The organism is Sphingobium sp. FW306-1B-F04DB, from assembly GCF_058781925.1.
Genome location: NZ_JBYSXE010000071.1, coordinates 1 through 15,996, shown reverse-complemented (window position 1 = coordinate 15,996; position 15,996 = coordinate 1). Strand labels below are relative to the sequence as shown.

At 64.8% G+C, this 15,996-nt stretch carries 19 protein-coding genes; 13 read left to right on the top strand and 6 right to left on the bottom strand.

Annotation, left to right across the window (positions count from 1 at the left end; genetic code table 11):
* Window positions 1-67: 67 nt before the first annotated feature.
* Together AC3WJD_RS20530 and AC3WJD_RS20525 are read left to right on the top strand one after the other, a co-directional pair.
* Window positions 68-781, top strand: a complete 714-nt coding sequence (locus tag AC3WJD_RS20530) for a TIGR02186 family protein (RefSeq protein ID WP_492748618.1) — start codon at window positions 68-70, stop codon at window positions 779-781.
* 89 nt (window positions 782-870) lie between these two features.
* A complete protein-coding gene (locus AC3WJD_RS20525; protein WP_492748617.1) occupies window positions 871-2,574 on the top strand; it encodes an ATP-binding protein in 1,704 nt (567 codons plus the stop codon).
* 129 nt (window positions 2,575-2,703) lie between these two features.
* Here the strand turns inward: AC3WJD_RS20525 and AC3WJD_RS20520 are convergent, their stop codons facing one another.
* Both AC3WJD_RS20520 and purE read right to left on the bottom strand, forming a co-directional pair.
* A complete protein-coding gene (locus AC3WJD_RS20520; RefSeq protein ID WP_492748616.1) occupies window positions 2,704-3,774 on the bottom strand; it encodes a 5-(carboxyamino)imidazole ribonucleotide synthase in 1,071 nt (356 codons plus the stop codon).
* On the bottom strand, window positions 3,771-4,259 hold the full coding sequence (purE, locus tag AC3WJD_RS20515; protein ID WP_492748615.1) for a 5-(carboxyamino)imidazole ribonucleotide mutase: 489 nt from the start codon (window positions 4,257-4,259) through the stop codon (window positions 3,771-3,773). Before purE ends, AC3WJD_RS20520 begins: the two co-directional genes overlap by 4 nt.
* Before the next feature lie 177 nt (window positions 4,260-4,436).
* Between purE and AC3WJD_RS20510 the strand changes: the two genes are divergently transcribed.
* A complete protein-coding gene (locus AC3WJD_RS20510; RefSeq protein ID WP_492748614.1) occupies window positions 4,437-5,033 on the top strand; it encodes a GGDEF domain-containing protein in 597 nt (198 codons plus the stop codon).
* Window positions 5,034-5,042: 9 nt separating this feature from the next.
* Here the strand turns inward: AC3WJD_RS20510 and gpmA are convergent, their stop codons facing one another.
* Window positions 5,043-5,729, bottom strand: coding sequence for a 2,3-diphosphoglycerate-dependent phosphoglycerate mutase (gpmA, locus tag AC3WJD_RS20505; RefSeq protein WP_492748613.1), 687 nt, complete (start codon window positions 5,727-5,729; stop codon window positions 5,043-5,045).
* 124 nt (window positions 5,730-5,853) lie between these two features.
* Here gpmA and AC3WJD_RS20500 point away from each other — a divergent pair, with 124 nt between their 5' ends.
* Both AC3WJD_RS20500 and AC3WJD_RS20495 read left to right on the top strand, forming a co-directional pair.
* On the top strand, window positions 5,854-6,297 hold the full coding sequence (locus tag AC3WJD_RS20500; RefSeq protein ID WP_492748612.1) for a carboxymuconolactone decarboxylase family protein: 444 nt from the start codon (window positions 5,854-5,856) through the stop codon (window positions 6,295-6,297).
* A 61-nt stretch (window positions 6,298-6,358) separates the two neighbouring features.
* Window positions 6,359-7,084, top strand: coding sequence for a dienelactone hydrolase family protein (locus tag AC3WJD_RS20495; protein WP_492748611.1), 726 nt, complete (start codon window positions 6,359-6,361; stop codon window positions 7,082-7,084).
* Window positions 7,085-7,265: 181 nt separating this feature from the next.
* On the opposite strand, the gene AC3WJD_RS20490 is transcribed toward AC3WJD_RS20495, so the two are convergent.
* Entirely contained in the window at window positions 7,266-8,384 is a 1,119-nt protein-coding gene (locus tag AC3WJD_RS20490) for a M14 family metallopeptidase (RefSeq protein WP_492748610.1), read from the bottom strand.
* Entirely contained in the window at window positions 8,381-8,977 is a 597-nt protein-coding gene (locus AC3WJD_RS20485; RefSeq protein WP_492748609.1) for a DUF4136 domain-containing protein, read from the bottom strand. Before AC3WJD_RS20485 ends, AC3WJD_RS20490 begins: the two co-directional genes overlap by 4 nt.
* 142 nt (window positions 8,978-9,119) lie before the next feature.
* Between AC3WJD_RS20485 and galE the strand changes: the two genes are divergently transcribed.
* The 4 genes from galE to AC3WJD_RS20465 all read left to right on the top strand — a co-directional run bounded on the left by galE (window position 9,120) and on the right by AC3WJD_RS20465 (window position 12,581).
* Window positions 9,120-10,130 carry a UDP-glucose 4-epimerase GalE gene (gene galE / locus AC3WJD_RS20480; protein WP_492748608.1) on the top strand — a complete coding sequence of 337 codons (1,011 nt, stop codon included), beginning with the start codon at window positions 9,120-9,122 and terminating at the stop codon, window positions 10,128-10,130.
* A 72-nt stretch (window positions 10,131-10,202) separates the two neighbouring features.
* Entirely contained in the window at window positions 10,203-10,328 is a 126-nt protein-coding gene (gene ykgO, locus AC3WJD_RS20475; RefSeq protein ID WP_003046794.1) for a type B 50S ribosomal protein L36, read from the top strand.
* 5 nt (window positions 10,329-10,333) lie between these two features.
* Window positions 10,334-10,942: an HAD family hydrolase gene (locus tag AC3WJD_RS20470; protein ID WP_492748607.1), complete on the top strand. Its 609-nt coding sequence runs from the start codon at window positions 10,334-10,336 to the stop codon at window positions 10,940-10,942.
* 133 nt (window positions 10,943-11,075) lie between these two features.
* Window positions 11,076-12,581 (top strand): MltF family protein, encoded by a 1,506-nt coding sequence (locus tag AC3WJD_RS20465; protein ID WP_492748606.1) that lies wholly within the window; start codon window positions 11,076-11,078, stop codon window positions 12,579-12,581.
* A 27-nt stretch (window positions 12,582-12,608) separates the two neighbouring features.
* On the opposite strand, the gene pyk is transcribed toward AC3WJD_RS20465, so the two are convergent.
* Window positions 12,609-14,063 carry a pyruvate kinase gene (gene pyk, locus AC3WJD_RS20460; protein ID WP_492748605.1) on the bottom strand — a complete coding sequence of 485 codons (1,455 nt, stop codon included), beginning with the start codon at window positions 14,061-14,063 and terminating at the stop codon, window positions 12,609-12,611.
* Window positions 14,064-14,261: 198 nt separating this feature from the next.
* On the opposite strand from pyk, the gene AC3WJD_RS20455 reads away from it, so the two are divergent.
* Genes AC3WJD_RS20455 through AC3WJD_RS20440 form a run of 4 tightly spaced genes read left to right on the top strand, consistent with a single transcriptional unit; the run spans window position 14,262 to window position 15,959 of the window.
* The gene (locus AC3WJD_RS20455) at window positions 14,262-14,555 is read left to right on the top strand and encodes a DUF1244 domain-containing protein (protein WP_492748604.1); all 294 of its coding nucleotides are present in this window, start codon (window positions 14,262-14,264) and stop codon (window positions 14,553-14,555) included.
* A 56-nt stretch (window positions 14,556-14,611) separates the two neighbouring features.
* A complete protein-coding gene (locus tag AC3WJD_RS20450) occupies window positions 14,612-14,851 on the top strand; it encodes a DUF2312 domain-containing protein (RefSeq protein WP_492748603.1) in 240 nt (79 codons plus the stop codon).
* A gap of 16 nt (window positions 14,852-14,867) precedes the next feature.
* Window positions 14,868-15,185 (top strand): heavy metal-binding domain-containing protein, encoded by a 318-nt coding sequence (locus AC3WJD_RS20445; protein WP_492748602.1) that lies wholly within the window; start codon window positions 14,868-14,870, stop codon window positions 15,183-15,185.
* A 33-nt stretch (window positions 15,186-15,218) separates the two neighbouring features.
* A complete protein-coding gene (locus AC3WJD_RS20440; RefSeq protein ID WP_492748601.1) occupies window positions 15,219-15,959 on the top strand; it encodes a YebC/PmpR family DNA-binding transcriptional regulator in 741 nt (246 codons plus the stop codon).
* The last annotated feature ends 37 nt before the right edge of the window (window positions 15,960-15,996 follow it).

Below are 15,996 nucleotides of genomic sequence, written 5' to 3'. Positions count from 1 at the left end.
CCGACGAGATCTACACGGTGGCGCTGCAGTGAAGCGGCTGGCGATCCTGCTCTCCATTCCGATGCTGATGGGCGCCGCCGAGCCCGTGCTGGTGCCCGACGTGTCGCAGCGCAAGGTCGAGATCATCTACAGCTTCACCGGCGCCGAACTGCTCGCCTTTGGCGCGATCCTCTATCCCGGCGGCCGCGTGCCCGAAAAGCCTGCGGAGATCGCGGTCGTGCTGCGCGGCCCGACCCAGTCGATCGTGGTGCGCGAAAAGCAGAAGGTCGCGGGCATCTGGGTCAATGCAGACAGCGCGCGCTTCCGGTCGGCGCCCGCCTTCTATGCGGTCGCCTCGTCGCGCCCGATCCACGAGATGGTCGACGAGCGCACCGCCTCGATCTTCGAGCTCGGGCTCGACAACCTCCAGCTCTCGCCCGCCAATGTCGGCACCCCGGGCGAACAACGGCGCTTCGAGGCCGGGCTGATCGATCTGCGCCGGCGCACCGGCCTCTTCGTCCAGGAATCGACGACGGTGGAGATCACCGACGGCGTCCTCTATCGCGCGCGCATCGCAATCCCCGCGCGCGTCCCTGTCGGGCGCTATACCGCCGAGACCTTCCTGATCCAGAACGGCCGCATCCTCGCGGGCGCGAGCCGCGAGGTAGAGATCGGCAAATCGGGCTTCGAACGCTTTGTCGCCACCGCCGCCGAGAACACGCCCTTCTGGTACGGCCTGGTCGCGGTATCGCTTTCGCTGCTGCTTGGCTGGGCCGCGGGGGCGCTGTTCCGCCGGGGCTGAGCGCGCGCGCCACATTCTGGTCAATCAAATATTTACCCCACCGCACTAGAGCCTGAGCCAAACGTGATTGGCGGTTTCGGGGGTCTCATATGACGGATTATGCTGGCACGCAGGGCTATGGCAATGGCGATGCACCAACGCCCATGCTGACGCCCGCCCCGGTCGAGCCGCGCGCCGCGGCCGCGGCGCTCTACGACACCGTCGAGATCGGCAAGGTGCTTGAGGTCGGCGGCTCGGGCGCGCGGATCGAGCTTGACGCGGCAATGCTCCGCAAACTCGCCGATGATGAAGATCCCAGCGTCGCGATGGCAGGGCAGGTCGGCAGCCAGATAAAGATGAAGGTCAACAACCACTGGCTGATCTCCAACGTGAAGAGCCTGCGCCTCGACAGCGCCGACGGCGACCTCATCATCGCCGACATCGATTTCCTGGGCGAAGGCAATGAAGCGCGGCTGACGGGTCGCCTTACGCATTTCCGCCGCGGTATCACGCGCTATCCCGTGCCCGGGTGCCGCATCTTTCCCGTCTCGAGCGACGACATGAAGCAGATGTACGCCGCGGAGGATCGCCCGCATATCGAGGTCGGCACGGTCTATCCCACCAAGGACATCCGCGGCGCGCTCTTCGTCGACGCGATGCTCGGCAAGCATTTCGCGCTGCTCGGCTCGACGGGTACCGGCAAATCGACGTCCGCGGCGCTCATCCTGCACCGCATCTGCGACATGGCGCCCGAGGGTCATATCCTGATGATAGACCCGCACGGCGAATACGCGACCGCGTTCAAGACCAACGGCGCGATCTACGACGTCAACAACCTCGCCATGCCCTATTGGCTGATGAACTTCGAGGAACATTGCGAGGTTTTCATCACCACCGCCGGCAATGAAAGCCAGCTCGATCGCGATATCCTCGCCAAGTGCCTGCTCGCCGCACGCGCCAAGAACCGCGCGGCCGATGGCATCACCAAGCTGACCGTGGACTCGCCGATCCCCTATCTGCTTTCGGACCTTACCTCGATCATCCAGAACGAGATGGGAAAACTGGAAAGGGCGGGCGACAGCGCGCCCTATATGCGGCTCAAGACCAAGATCGACGAGATCAAGGCCGATCCCCGCTACAGCTTCATGTTCTCGGGCATGCTCGTCGCCGACAGCATGGCGAATTTCCTCGGCCGCATCTTCCGCCTGCCGGGGGACGGCAAACCGATCTCGATCATCGACGTTTCGGGCGTGCCGTCCGAAATCGTGTCGGTGGTGGTCGCGGTCTTGAGCCGCATGGTGTTCGACTATGCGATCTGGTCGCGCAACGAGCCGCAGCGCCCGATCCTCCTCGTCTGCGAGGAAGCGCACCGTTATGTGCCATCGGACCGCGTCACCACGGGCTCCTCGGTCCGCAAGATCCTCGAGCGCATCGCCAAGGAAGGCCGTAAATACGGCGTCTCGCTGGGGCTGATCACGCAGCGTCCCTCGGACCTCGCCGAAGGCGTGCTGTCACAGTGCGGCACGATCATCGCGATGCGCCTCAACAACGAACGCGACCAGGCCTTTGTGAAGGCCGCGATGCCCGAAGGCGCCAAGGGCTTCCTCGATTCGATCCCGGCGCTCAGGAACCGCGAATGCATCATCTGCGGCGAGGGCGTCGCGATCCCGATCCGCGTGTCGCTCGATACGCTCGAAGAGGTCCGTCGCCCGGCATCGAGCGATCCCGTCTTCACCAACCTGTGGCGCGAAAGCGGCGGCGAGGAGGAAATCCTCGGCCGCGTGATCAAGCGCTGGCGCAGCCAGGGGCGCTAGACGCCTAGAGCCTGATCGGTTGAGGTGGACGCGCTTTGCGCTTCCGCCGAAAGCGTGAATCAGGCTCTATTCAAACAGTTGAGACGTTGATTCACGTTTCAGGTTGATTCAGCCTGAAACGATCAAGGTCTAGAACTCCAGCCGCGTCACATGGCCCATCTTGCGGCCGGGGCGCGCCTCGCCCTTGCCGTAAAGGTGCAGGTGTGCGGTCGGATCTGCCAGGATCACGTCCCAATTATCGGCCGCCTCGCCGACCAGATTGTCCATCGTCACGCGCCGCGCGGCGAGGCGCGCATCGCCGAGCGGCAGGCCGCACACCGCGCGGACATGGTTCTCGAACTGCGAGGTCACCGCGCCCTCGATGGTCCAGTGCCCGCTATTGTGGACGCGCGGCGCCATCTCGTTGAACACCGGTCCGTCGGCGCTCGCGAAGAACTCGAGCGTCAGCACGCCGACATAGTCGAGCTTCGCGGCGACGCGCATCGCGAGCAGGCGTGCCTCCTGCGCCTGATGTTCGACGATCCCGCCCGCGGGCACCACACAATGCGCGAGAATGCCGTGATCGTGCAGATTGTCCGCCGGATCCCAGCTGACCTCGCGCCCGTCGACGGCCCGCGCGACGATCACCGAGAATTCGCGCTCGAAGCGGACAAAACCCTCGAGGATCGCGGGCCGGCCGCCCACCGCATCCCACGCCGCATCGGCATCCGCGGACGAATGCAGCCGCGCCTGCCCCTTGCCGTCATAGCCAAACCGCGTCGTCTTGAGGATCGCGGGTGTTCCGATCCGCGCGATCGCCGCGTCGAGCTCGTCGCGGCTGCCGACCGCGGCCCAGGGCGCGGTGCGCCCGCCCAGTTCGGCGACAAACGCCTTTTCGGACAGCCGATCCTGCGCGATCGCCAGCGCGTCGGGCGATGGCCGCACCGGCACCGTGTCCGCCAGCGCGCGCAGCGGCTCGACGGGCAGGTTTTCGAATTCATAGGTCACGACGTCGACGCTGGCCGCAAACCGCGTCAGAGCCTCGACGTCGTCATAGGCGGCGCGGGTGAAATCCGCCGCCACCTCGGCCGCGACCGAATCGGCATCGGGCGCATAGATATGGCAGCGATAGCCGAGCTGCGCCGCGGCGACCGCCATCATCCGGCCAAGCTGGCCGCCACCGATGATCCCGATCGTCGATCCCGGTTTCAGCGCGTTCATTCGGGCTCCACCGCGACCGCATCGGTCTGTTCGGCGCGCCAAGCATCGAGCCGCGTCGCGAGGCCGTCGTCTTCATTGGCGATGATCGCGGCGGCAAGCAGCGCGGCATTGACCGCGCCTGCGCGGCCGATGGCGAGCGTTCCCACCGGGATTCCCGCGGGCATCTGGACGATCGAGAGCAGGCTGTCCATGCCGCTCAGCGCCTTGGATTCGACGGGCACGCCAAGCACCGGCACGCGCGTCATCGCCGCGGTCATACCAGGCAGGTGCGCCGCCCCGCCGGCGCCCGCGATGATCGCCTTCAATCCGCGTCCGGCCGCCGCCTTCGCATAATCATAGAGCCGGTCGGGTGTGCGGTGCGCGGAGACGACGCGCGTTTCATGCGCAACGCCCAGCGTCGCAAGCGTCTCGGCGGCATGGCGCATCGTTTCCCAATCGGAGCGGCTACCCATGATGATGCCGACAATCGGAGACGCTTCGCCCATGATCTCATTCGCCCTGCTCAAACCCGCGAAGCAATGCGCCTTAGTGGACCGCGGTAAAAGGCGCAATCGGATGCGCGATTCCAACCGCTTTCACCTTAATTTTCTTTTAATTCCGGCGCGGCGATAATATGTCGGAAACATTGCCGGGTCGCACGGGGGAAATCCGGAGGAATTTATATGGGGGAGTCGGTCTCGCTGGATTCGAGTGCGCGGGAAACGCACGAGGATGTCGGCGCGCTGCGCGACGAGAATGAAGTGTTGCGGACGACGCTTGCGGACATGCGGGCGCGCGTCGAGGAGCTTGAAAGGCTGGCGGACAGCGACACGCTGACACCGCTTCCCAACCGGCGCTACTTCCTGCGCGCGCTCAGCCGCGTGCTGGCGCATGTCGCGCGCCACGGCACGCCTGCGGTCGCGATGTTTGTCGACCTCGATCGCCTGAAGCAGATCAACGACCAGCATGGTCATGGCGCGGGTGATGCCGCGCTGATCCATGTCGCGAACCTGCTGCGCCGGCACATCCGCATCACTGACGTGGTCGCGCGGATCGGCGGCGACGAATTCGGCCTGCTGCTCGATCAACTCGACGACAAGGATGCCGAACGCAAGGCGCGGTCACTCGAACGGCTGATCGAGGCAAATCCGCTCGAACTCAAGGGCAAGACGCTGCCGCTCACCGTCTCGATCGGCTCGACCACGCTGCTCGCCGACGACAGCACCGAAAGCGCTCTCGCCCGCGCCGACGCGCAGATGTACGGCACCAAACGCGGCTGATCGCGCGGCTTACCGCTCCGACAGGTAATAGCGGTCGGTCGCTGCCAGCGCGTCGTCGAGCTCATAGACGATCGGCTGGCCCGTCGGGATCTCGAGCCCGGTGATCTCGGCATCGGGAATGTTCGACAGATGCTTGACCAGCGCCCGCAGCGAGTTGCCGTGCGCCGAGATCAGCACGCGCTTGCCCGCCTTCAGCGTGGGCGCGATCCGCGCCTCCCAATAGGGGAGCACGCGTGCGATCGTGTCCTTGAGACTCTCTGTGTCGGGCACGGCGATGCCCGCATAGCGCCGGTCGCCCGACAGGTCCCAGGGGCTGCCCGCCTCCAGCGGCGGCGGGGGCACGTCGAAGCTGCGGCGCCAGACATGCACCTGCTCGGCGCCATGCTTCGCCGCGGTCTCGGCCTTGTCCAGCCCGGTCAGCCCCCCATAGTGGCGCTCGTTCAGCCGCCAGTCCTTCTCGGCGGGCAGCCAGAGCCGCCCCATCTCCTCCAGCGCGAGGTGCAGCGTCTTGATCGCGCGCGTCTGGAGCGAGGTGAAGCACTGGTCGAAATCCAGCCCCTTGTCCTTCATCAGCCGGCCCGCCGCGCGCGCTTCCTCGGCACCCTTTTCGGTCACGTCGACATCCCACCAGCCGGTGAAGCGGTTTTCCAGGTTCCAGGCGGACTGGCCATGGCGGATGAGGACGAGCTGGGGCATGAATGTCTCCGGGTTGAATTCGGCGGCTTCTTAAAGCCGCGACAAAAAAAGTCATCCCCGCCTGTCACAACCCGGCAATTGCAAGCGTCTGAATAATGTCCCTCTGTCACAAGGAATGAAGACGATGAAAGCCAGACTGAACTACGCCGCCGCCGCCCCCGACGTGTTCAAGGCAATGATGGCGCTGGAGAACGCCGCAGTGAATGCGGGGCTCGAGCCCAGCCTAATCGAACTGGTGAAGACGCGCGCCTCGCAGATCAACCAGTGCGCCTATTGCGTCCATATGCACACCAGGGACGCGCGAAAGGCGGGCGAGACCGAGGAAAGGCTCTATCTGCTCAGCGCGTGGCGCGAATCGCCGCTCTATACGTCGCGCGAGCGCGCGGCGCTCGCATGGACCGAGGCGCTGACGCTGCTCGCCGACAGCGGCGCGCCCGACGAAGATTATGAGGCGCTCGCCGCCGAATTCTCGCCCGAGGAACAGGCAAGGCTGACGCTGCTCATCGCCACGATCAACGCATGGAACCGCTTCGGCGTCGGCTTCCGGATGGTTCACCCGACGCACTGACGCGCCTTGCCCCTGGCCGTGACGGCATGGCAAGACCATCGCCCCGGCACAGGAGGCAGGCATGGCGATCACGCGGCGGACGATGGTGTATGACGGTCCCGGCGGCACCTTCGAAAGCGTGCTCGCCCGAGACGACGCGGCATCCGCGCCGCGGCCGGCTGTGCTCGTCTTTCCCAATGTGCTCGGCCAGAAGGAATTCGACAACCAGCGCGCCGAAAGGCTGGCCGCGCTCGGCTATGTCGCGCTCGCGACTGATCTTTTCGGGCAGGGCAAGCGCAAGACGCGTGAGGACGCCGACTTCACCGAATATATGAACGCGCTGCTCGCCGATCAGGATCTGCTGCGCGAGCGATTGCTCCACGCGCATGCGACGCTGAAGGCGCTTCCCGAGGTCGATACCGCGCGGACCGGCGCGATCGGCTTCTGCTTCGGCGGGCGCTGCTGCCTCGACTTGGCGCGCGCGGGCGCCGATGTGACAGGCGTCGCCAGTTTTCACGGCATCTACAAACGCCCGACCTGGCCCAATGCCGCGATCACCGCGAAGCTCCTCGTGCTGCACGGCTGGGACGATCCGCTTGCGCCGCCCGAAGATGTCGTAGCGCTCGCGACCGAGCTGACCGAGGCGGGCGCCGACTGGCAGATCCATGCGCATGGTCATACCGGCCACGCCTTCACCGATCCGGGCGTCCACATGCGTGATCGCGGGCTGTTCCATCAGCCCGATGCCGACCGGCGCAGCTGGCAGGCGATGGAGAATTTCTTCGCCGAGATTTTCGGGCCCCGCTGAAGGCCCTGTTTGGGTGGGTGCAGGCGAAGCAAGCCTGTCTTCCTTGTGAGTGTTGGAAACCTGGCCAGGTATCCTCGCCCTATCGCCTCACGACGATCGCACCCACCCGTGCAAAACGGGGCAAGACGTTTAACGTCTTTGCCCTGCTCCACACCCCTCCCCGAAGGGAGGTTCGTTAACCTCAGATGTCGCCGATCATCTCCGCCAGATTGTCGAGGCAGTCATGTGCGAGCTTCTTGCACCGCGCGGGCGACCAGCCATATTCGGGATCGGGTGCCTCGACATTGTCCTTGAAGGGCATTTCGAGCGTCATCGACACCGCACCGAAGCGCTCGGCGAGCTGGGGGGTCGACATCGACAGATTGGCCTGCCCCTTTCCCGCGACGACATAGCCCAGCCGCGTCTGGAAATCGGGCGTGCGCGCGGCCAGCGTGTCGCGAAACTTGTCGTAGAGGCCGCCCTGCCTGGCGTTCCACGACGGAATTCCCTCGAACCCAGCGAGAAACGCCGCCGGGATCGCCTCGTCGCCGTGCACGTCCATCGCGAAATCGACGCCCGTCTCGTCCATCGCCCTCAGTACATGCAGCACCTCGGGACTCTTGTCGGCGCTGGGCGCGTGCCATTCGCGGTTGAGGTTGATGCCGACCGCGTTAGTCCGCAGATGTCCGCGCGCAGAGCCATCGGGATTCATGTTGGGGACGAGATGGATCGTCGCCTTGCTCCTGAGCAGCTGCGCGACCGCATCCTCGGGATCGGTCAGCTTTTCGAGAGCCCCTTCGATCCACCATTCGGCCATGCTCTCGCCGGGATGCTGGCGCGCATAGAGCCAGACCTGCTTGGGGCCCTCGCCCATCGTCAGCCGCTCGATCGGGCGGCCGTCCAGCGAATTGCCGAGCAGCGTCCGCGTCACGCCGGGCTTATCGGCATGCGCCGCGATCAGCGCGGCGTGGCGCTCGCTCGAATAGGGTGCGAAATAGGCGAACGCGATCGCATCGCCGTTCGGCACGGCATGGATGGTGAGCACGCCGTCGGCATAGTGCGTCTCCGCCTGCCGCCAGGCCTCGCCATCCTCGCTGGCGCGCGCGGCATAGTCGGGCCAGCCGCCGGGATAGGCCGAATCGGCGCAGTTGGTGATGCGCATCGTCAGCTTGCGCCCTCCGGCGCCCGTCACGCGAAAGTAAAACCACTGGTAAAAATCGGACATGTAATCGCGACGAATCGCGAGATCAGCGCTGTCGCCGTCGATTTTCAGTACTTCTATGTTTCCGGCGTCGAAATCGCTGGTGATGCTGATCGTCATGGCACGCTGATAGTTTCACCAGAGCGTCCGGGGAAGTCCTTGAAGAGCGCCGCCGCCAATTTTCCTGCCGCGATCCCCGGCTGGGCGGCGGGCGCATTCGATTTTGCCTCGGTCTGCGCGCGGCCTTCCCAGATGACATCGCCCGCGGCGCGGCGCTTGATCTGAACGTGAAGCTCGGAGACGATGACGTCCTTGGGCTTGCCGGCAAAAGAGAAACCGACGCCGAGTCCGACGCCGCTGCCATAGCTGCCCGTGCTGCCGCCAACCCCCACCGAAACCGGCGAGCGCTGCGCCAGCGCCTGGCGCGTATCGCGCGACACGCCCACGGTGGCGATATAGTCGGAGGAGCCGATCGCGGCGGGCCTGAAGCCCAGCCGCTGGAGCTCGGCGTTCACCGCATTGGTATAGTTGGTGAATTCAAGGCTCTTCACGCCCGGCGCCGAAGTGTCGATCGCGACCGTGCCCGGCGTGATCGCCTGGTTGAGATGGAAGCGCGTCACCTCGACGGGCGGCACGCTCGCCGCGCACCCCGCAAGCGCCAGCGCCGATCCGATCAGCAAGGCTTTCAGCAGCTGCGTCGCCATCTTCTGCATCTCTATTTCTCCAGCCATCCCGTGTAGATAACGCCTGATCGGCGTTTTCTGCCTCAAAAAAGCTTTCTGTACCATTGCCCATCTCGCCTCCGCGGCGCGCTCGGCTATAGCGCGCCCACAAATGGCCTTTCGGGAGTATCGAATGAACGGCAAATTCCCCGTGCTGGTGACCGGCGGCGCCGGCTATATCGGCAGCCACGCGGTGCTGGCGCTGCTCGACGCGGGCTGGCCGGTGGTGGTGATCGACAGTCTCGTCACGGGCTTTCGGTGGGCGGTCGACGAACGCGCGACCTTTGCGGAGGGCGATATCGAGGACCAGGCGCTGGTCGGGCGGCTGATCGCCGAGCACGGCATCGGCGCGATCATGCATTTTGCGGGATCGATCATCGTCCCCGAATCGGTCGAGAACCCGCTCAAATATTATCACAACAACACCGTGAAGAGCCGCGCGCTGATGGAGGCTGCGGTCAAGGGCGGGGTGAAACACTTCATCTTCTCCTCGACCGCCGCGACCTACGGCATCCCCGAGGAAAGCCCGGTGCGCGAGGACAGCCCCAAGCGCCCGATCAATCCCTATGGCATGTCCAAGCTGATGACCGAGGCGATGCTCGCCGACGTGTCGAAGGCGCACCCGATGAACTTCTGCGCGCTGCGCTATTTCAACGTTGCCGGCGCCGACCCCCGGCAACGCTCGGGCCAGTCGACCGCGGGCGCGACGCATCTCATCAAGGTCGCGGTCGAGGCCGCGCTGGGCAAGCGTGACCATGTCTCGGTCTTCGGTACCGATTACGACACCCCAGACGGCACGGGCGTGCGTGACTATATCCATGTCAGCGACCTCGCCGCGGCGCATGTCCACGCGCTCGATGCCCTCGTCGCCGATCCCGCGTCGAGCCACATTCTCAACTGCGGCTATGGCCGCGGCTTTTCAGTGCTCGAGGTTCTCAACGCGGTCGACCGCGTCACCAACATGCAGATCGAGCGCCAGCTAGAGGGGCGCCGGGCGGGCGATCCCGACAGCCTGATCTCCGATAACCGCGCCATCCTCGCCCGCTTCCCCTGGCGTCCGCAGCATGACGATCTCGAAACCATCGTGACGCATGCCCTCGCCTGGGAGCGAAAATTGAGCGAGATTCGCGGGCCCGAGGCTTGACTCGGGCGCGCCCCGGCCATAGGGCGGCGCCTCATTTTTCGTACAACACAGAGATTCTGGAAGCGTTTCGACATGAAGATCCGCAATTCGCTGAAGTCGCTCAAGGACCGTCACCGGGACAATCGCGTGATCCGTCGTCGCGGCCGTACCTACGTGATCAACAAGACCAACCGTCGCTTCAAGGCCCGCCAGGGCTGATCGCGATGGCGGTCGAGGCCGTCGTTTTCGACGTCGGCAACGTCCTCTACCGTTGGGAGCCCCGCTCCCTTTACGAGCGCCTGATCCCCGATGGTCAGGCGCTTGACGCGTTCATGGCCGAAGTGGTCACGATGGACTGGCATCTGCAGCACGATGCCGGCCGTCCCTTTGCCGAGACGAGCGCCGAGCTCATCGCCGAGCATCCGCAGCACGCCGAGCTAATCCGCGCCTGGGGTGAGCGATTCGACGAAACCATCCTCGGCATGGTCGAGGGTATGCAGCCCGTCGTCGAGGCGCTCGACGCGAACCGCGTGCCGCTCTTCGCGATCACCAATTTCTCGGGCGAGTTCTGGAAGCCCTTCCGTGTGGCGGAAGCGCACATCTTCGATCGCTTCCGCGACATCGTCGTCTCGGGCGACGAGAAGCTGGTGAAGCCCGATCCCGCGATCTACGACCTCGCGATCGGCCGTTTCGGCATCGCGCCGCAAAGCGCGATCTTCGTCGACGACCGCCTCGAAAACGTCGAGGCAGCGCGCGATGCAGGCATGCGCGGCCACCACTTCACCAGCGCCGATGCGCTCAAGGTCGAACTGCAGGCGCTCGGGCTTATCTGACGCCGCCCACGCAGCATCATCCGCGCCCCGCCTGCCTCCCCATCCGTAGGAAGCATGTCATTGACATCAGGCACGGCTTTCACCGACAATTTCTGACGTTCGATCGTGCCGGTTCTCCAATGGAGCGTGGCAGATGCATACGATCTGGAAAGCGCCGCTGCTGCTCATACTGATGGTCGCGGCCGGCTGCTCGGATTCGGACGAGCAAAACATGCAAGCCGGCTCCGGGGACACCAAGCCGGCCCCGCCCACCTATGCGCTTGCGCTTCCGGACGAGCTTCGCCCGCTGGTCGACAAGCCCTTCACCGGCGATCTCGACGGGATGGCCCAGCGCCGCGTCATTCGCGCGGGCGTCCCCTTCAACCGCACCTTCTATTTCATCGACAAGGGCGTCCAGCGCGGGCTCTCCTACGAATATCTGATGCTGTTCGAGGAGGAGCTGAACAAGAGCCTCAACACCGGGAACCTCAGGATCCACGTCGTCCCGCTGCCTATGCCGCGCGACATGCTGCTCGAGGGGCTGAAGACGGGCAAACTCGATATGGTGATCGCGCAGCTGACCGTGACGCCCGAGCGCCAGAAGCTGGTCGATTTCACCAATCCGACGCGCCCCAATGTCGACGAGATCGTCGTCACGGGCCCCGGATCGTCGCAGATCGCTTTGCTCGACGACCTGTCGGGCAAGAAGGTCTTCGTGCGAAAAAGCTCAAGCTACTATGTCAGCCTGCAAGCGCTCAACCGCGACCTGAAGGCGCGCGGCAAGGCGCCGGTCGACATCGCCGAGGCGCCTGAGAATCTCGAGGACGACGACCTGCTCGAAATGGTCAATGCGGGGCTCATCCCCGCCATCGTCGTCGACAATTATCTCGCAGACTATTGGAAGCAGATCTTTCCCAACCTCAACGTCCATCACGCGCTGGCGCTGCGCAGGGGCGGCAACCTTGCCGTGGCGATCCGCAAGGGCACCCCGAAGCTCGCGGCGGAGCTGAACGCGTTCATCGCCAAAAATGGCATGAATTCGGCGATCGGCGCGGTCCTCGCCAAGCGCTATCTCCAGAGCACCGATTATCTGAAGAACGCCGCGTCCGAGGACGAGCGCAGGAAGTTCCTCGAAATGGCCGAGCTGTTCCGCAAATATGGTGGCCAGTACCAGTTCGACTATCTGCTGATGGCCGCTCAGGGCTATCAGGAATCAAGGCTTGATCAGGGCGCCTCGAGTCATGTCGGCGCGATCGGTGTGATGCAGCTGATGCCCGCGACCGGCAAGGAACAGGGCGTCGGCGACATCCGGCAGCTCGAGCCCAATATCCACGCGGGCGTCAAATATATGCGCTTCATGCGCGACCGCTATTATGAGGGGCAGCCGATGACGCCACTCAACAAGGGGCTCTTCACCTTCGCGTCCTATAATGCCGGACCCGGCCGTATCCAGAAGCTGCGCAACGAAGCCCAGCAGCGGGGGCTCGATCCCAATATCTGGTTCGGCAATGTCGAGCGCATCGCCTCCGAACGGATCGGCCGCGAAACCGTCACCTATGTCGGCAACATCTACAAATATTATATCGCCTACACGCTGATCAGCGAGGAACGCGAACGCCGCGCGGCGGCCAAGGCCAAGCTGGAATCGGGCGCGCGATAACGCATCGCGCGCCCCACACGGCGCGGCTCAGCGATAGTCCTTCAACTCCTCGCCCGTCAGCCGGACGACGTGGAGCACGTTGGTCGATCCCGGCGTTCCGAAGGGCACACCGGCCATCAAGATCACGCGATCGCCTGCTTTGGCGATACCGTGGCGGAGCGCAATTCGCTTCGCCTTGGCGACCATTTCCTCGAACGAGCCGACATCCCTGGTGTGCACCGCGTGCACGCCCCAGAGCAGCCCCAGCCGCCGCGCGGTCGAAAGCTGCGGGGTCAGCGTCATCAGCGGCACCGAGGGGCGTTCGCGCGCGACGCGGCGCGCGGTCGATCCCGACATGGTGAAGCAGATGATCGCCGATGCCGAGACCGTCGCGGCGATATTGCCCGATGCCTCGGCGAGTGCGTCCGCCGTGGTCGGATCGGGCAGCGTCTCGGTGAAGTGGATGCGGTCGGCATAGCCGGGATCGGCTTCCACCGCGGTCGCAATCTTGTTCATCATAGCGACCGATTCAACGGGCCAGGCGCCCGCAGCCGATTCGGCGGACAGCATCACCGCGTCGGCGCCGTCATAGATCGCGTTGGCGACGTCCGAGACCTCGGCGCGCGTCGGCGTCGGCGCGGTGATCATCGATTCGAGCATCTGCGTCGCGACGACCACGGGGCGGCCGAGCCGGCGCGCACTTTCGACGATTCGCTTCTGCAGCGGCGGCACCGCCTCGGGCGGAAGCTCGACGCCGAGGTCGCCGCGCGCGACCATCACCGCATCGGCGAGCTCGAGGATGCCGTCGAGACGCTCGATCGCCGAGGGCTTCTCGATCTTGGCGAGCAGCGCGGCCTTGCCGCCGATCAGCCGGCGCGCCTCGGCGACGTCCTCGGCGCGCTGGACGAAGGACAGCGCGATCCAGTCGGCCTCCTGTTCAAGCGCGAAACTCAGATCCTTGCGGTCCTTTTCGGTCAGCGCCGCCATCGGCACGATCACGTCGGGAACGTTCAATCCCTTGTTGTCCGAGAGCTTGCCCCCCGTCTCGACCAGCGTCTCGATCCGCTCGCGCGTGACCGACTGGACGCGCAGGCACAGCTTGCCATCGTCGAGCAACAGCCGCGTCCCGGGCGTGAGCGCCTCGAAGATCTCGGGGTGCGGCAGTCGGACGCGCGCCGCATCACCCGGCGTCGTGTCGCGATCGAGCACGAAGGGCTTGCCCGTCTCGAGCATCACCGAGCCGCCCTCGAACTTGCCGACCCGCAGCTTGGGGCCCTGCAGATCGACGAGGATCGTCATCGCGCGGCCAAGCTCCTTTTCGAGCTCGCGGATCGCGGAGATCACCTTCGCATGCCCCTCATGGCTGCCGTGGCTCATGTTGATCCGGAAGGCGTCCGCCCCTGCGACATAGAGCTTGCGGATCATCTCAGGCGTGCTGCTGGCGGGGCCAAGCGTCGCAAGAACACGGACCTTGCGGTTGCGGGGGGCAAAGGGGGTTGTCACACTAACTCCGGCTGGAAAATTGCGGTTAGACCTTGATCGTTTCAGGCTGAATCAGCCCGAAACGTGAATCAAGGTCTCAACCCTTGAAATAGAGCCTGATTCACGCTTTCGGTGGAAGCGCATAGTGCTTCTGCCTCAAACGATCAGGCTCTAGGGCTTAGCTTCTAATAGCAACAGATCAACTCCGGAGTGACAACGTTGGACATAGAATCGATCGATGATGCCGTAGCGGCAGAGGTGTTGCGCCGGCTCGTCCATCACCTTCAGCACCGCACCGACGCGCAGAATGTCGACCTGATGGGGCTTGCGGGCTTTTGCCGCAACTGCCTCGGAGACTGGCTGGCCGAGGCGAGCGACGGCGCGTTCGACAAGGAGGCGGGCCGCGAGGCGGTCTATGGCATGCCCTATGCCGACTGGAAGGCCAGACACCAGACCGAGGCCAGCCCCGAGCAGATCGCGCGCATGCAGGAAAGCATCAAGCGCAACGCTTGAGCGCGGCGCGCGGCTCGCCTAACAGCACCGTCCACATCTTTGGGAGAATCACCAGCATGAGCGACAACGTCGCCGCCGATCAGTTGCGGCTGTTCATCGAGCGTATCGAACGTCTTGAGGAAGAAAAGAAGGGCATCGCCGACGACATCAAGGATGTCTACAACGAGGCGAAGTCCAACGGCTATGACGTGAAGACGATGCGCACCATCGTCCGCCTGCGCAAGATGGAGGCGCACCACCGCGCCGAAGCCGAAGCGCTGCTCGAGACCTACAAGGCCGCGCTCGGCCTCGAATAAACGGAGGAAGCCCGCGATGATCCTGACGACGACCGCCGCGGTGGAGGGCAAGCCCGTCCACGACTATCTCGGCATCGTGACCGGTGAGGTGATCGTCGGCGCGAACATCTTCAAGGATCTCTTCGCGGGCATCCGCGACATTGTCGGCGGCCGCGCGGGTGCCTATGAGAGCACGCTGCGCGATGCGCGCACCGAGGCGTTCGCCGAGCTCGAGGCCGAGGCGAGCGCCAGGGGCGCCAATGCGGTGATCGGGATCGACATCGATTACGAGGTCATCGGCAAGGAAGGCTCGATGCTGATGGTGACCGTCTCGGGCACCGCTGTACGCATCTAAATTTGTCGAAATTCAACAGGAATCGAAGGGCTTATGGCAGGCCATAGCAAGTTCAAGAACATCATGCACCGCAAGGGCGCGCAGGATAAGAAGCGCTCGGCGATGTTTTCGAAACTGAGCCGCGAAATCACCGTGGCCGCCAAGTCGGGGCTTCCCGATCCCGACATGAACCCGCGCCTGCGCCTCGCGGTCAACGCCGCCAAGGCGCAGTCGATGCCCAAGGACAATATCCAGCGCGCGATCGACAAGGCCAGCGGCAGCGACGTCGAGAATTACGAGGAAATCCGCTACGAGGGCTTCGGCCCCGGCGGCGTCGCGCTGATCGTCGAGGCGCTGTCGGACAACCGCAACCGCACCGCGACCAACGTCCGCACCGCCTTCTCCAAGAATGGCGGCAATCTCGGCGCGTCGGGCGCGGTCAGCCACGGCTTCGACCGCGTCGGGCTGATCGAATATCCCGAAAGCGTCGGCGATCACGACAAGGTCTTTGAAGCCGCGCTCGAGGCGGGCGCCGACGACGTGACCTTCGACGAGGGCCATGAGATCTGGACCGCGCTCGATTCGCTCCACGAGGTCGCCAAGGCGCTCGAGACGGTGCTCGGGCCGGCGGAGGGCGCAAAGCTCGCCTGGCGCCCGCAGACCACGGTCGAGGTCGCCGAAGACGACGCCGCGAGCCTCCTCAAGCTGATCGACACGCTCGAGGATGATGACGACGTCCAGACTGTCTGGGGCAATTACGAGGTCTCCGACGAGGTTATGGAGAAGCTGGGCTAGTGGTTTTCACCCCTCCCTTTCAAGGGAGGGGCGGGGG

Bases quoted from the DNA above. Each gene is read 5' to 3' on its own strand.
- AC3WJD_RS20530 (WP_492748618.1), top strand. From the start codon at position 68: ATGGGCGCCGCCGAGCCCGTGCTGGTGCCCGACGTGTCGCAGCGCAAG.
- AC3WJD_RS20525 (WP_492748617.1), top strand. From the start codon at position 871: ATGACGGATTATGCTGGCACGCAGGGCTATGGCAATGGCGATGCACCA.
- AC3WJD_RS20520 (WP_492748616.1), bottom strand. From the start codon at position 3,774: ATGAACGCGCTGAAACCGGGATCGACGATCGGGATCATCGGTGGCGGC.
- purE (WP_492748615.1), bottom strand. From the start codon at position 4,259: ATGGGCGAAGCGTCTCCGATTGTCGGCATCATCATGGGTAGCCGCTCC.
- AC3WJD_RS20510 (WP_492748614.1), top strand. From the start codon at position 4,437: ATGGGGGAGTCGGTCTCGCTGGATTCGAGTGCGCGGGAAACGCACGAG.
- gpmA (WP_492748613.1), bottom strand. From the start codon at position 5,729: ATGCCCCAGCTCGTCCTCATCCGCCATGGCCAGTCCGCCTGGAACCTG.
- AC3WJD_RS20500 (WP_492748612.1), top strand. From the start codon at position 5,854: ATGAAAGCCAGACTGAACTACGCCGCCGCCGCCCCCGACGTGTTCAAG.
- AC3WJD_RS20495 (WP_492748611.1), top strand. From the start codon at position 6,359: ATGGCGATCACGCGGCGGACGATGGTGTATGACGGTCCCGGCGGCACC.
- AC3WJD_RS20490 (WP_492748610.1), bottom strand. From the start codon at position 8,384: ATGACGATCAGCATCACCAGCGATTTCGACGCCGGAAACATAGAAGTA.
- AC3WJD_RS20485 (WP_492748609.1), bottom strand. From the start codon at position 8,977: ATGCAGAAGATGGCGACGCAGCTGCTGAAAGCCTTGCTGATCGGATCG.
- galE (WP_492748608.1), top strand. From the start codon at position 9,120: ATGAACGGCAAATTCCCCGTGCTGGTGACCGGCGGCGCCGGCTATATC.
- ykgO (WP_003046794.1), top strand. From the start codon at position 10,203: ATGAAGATCCGCAATTCGCTGAAGTCGCTCAAGGACCGTCACCGGGAC.
- AC3WJD_RS20470 (WP_492748607.1), top strand. From the start codon at position 10,334: ATGGCGGTCGAGGCCGTCGTTTTCGACGTCGGCAACGTCCTCTACCGT.
- AC3WJD_RS20465 (WP_492748606.1), top strand. From the start codon at position 11,076: ATGCATACGATCTGGAAAGCGCCGCTGCTGCTCATACTGATGGTCGCG.
- AC3WJD_RS20450 (WP_492748603.1), top strand. From the start codon at position 14,612: ATGAGCGACAACGTCGCCGCCGATCAGTTGCGGCTGTTCATCGAGCGT.
- AC3WJD_RS20445 (WP_492748602.1), top strand. From the start codon at position 14,868: ATGATCCTGACGACGACCGCCGCGGTGGAGGGCAAGCCCGTCCACGAC.
- AC3WJD_RS20440 (WP_492748601.1), top strand. From the start codon at position 15,219: ATGGCAGGCCATAGCAAGTTCAAGAACATCATGCACCGCAAGGGCGCG.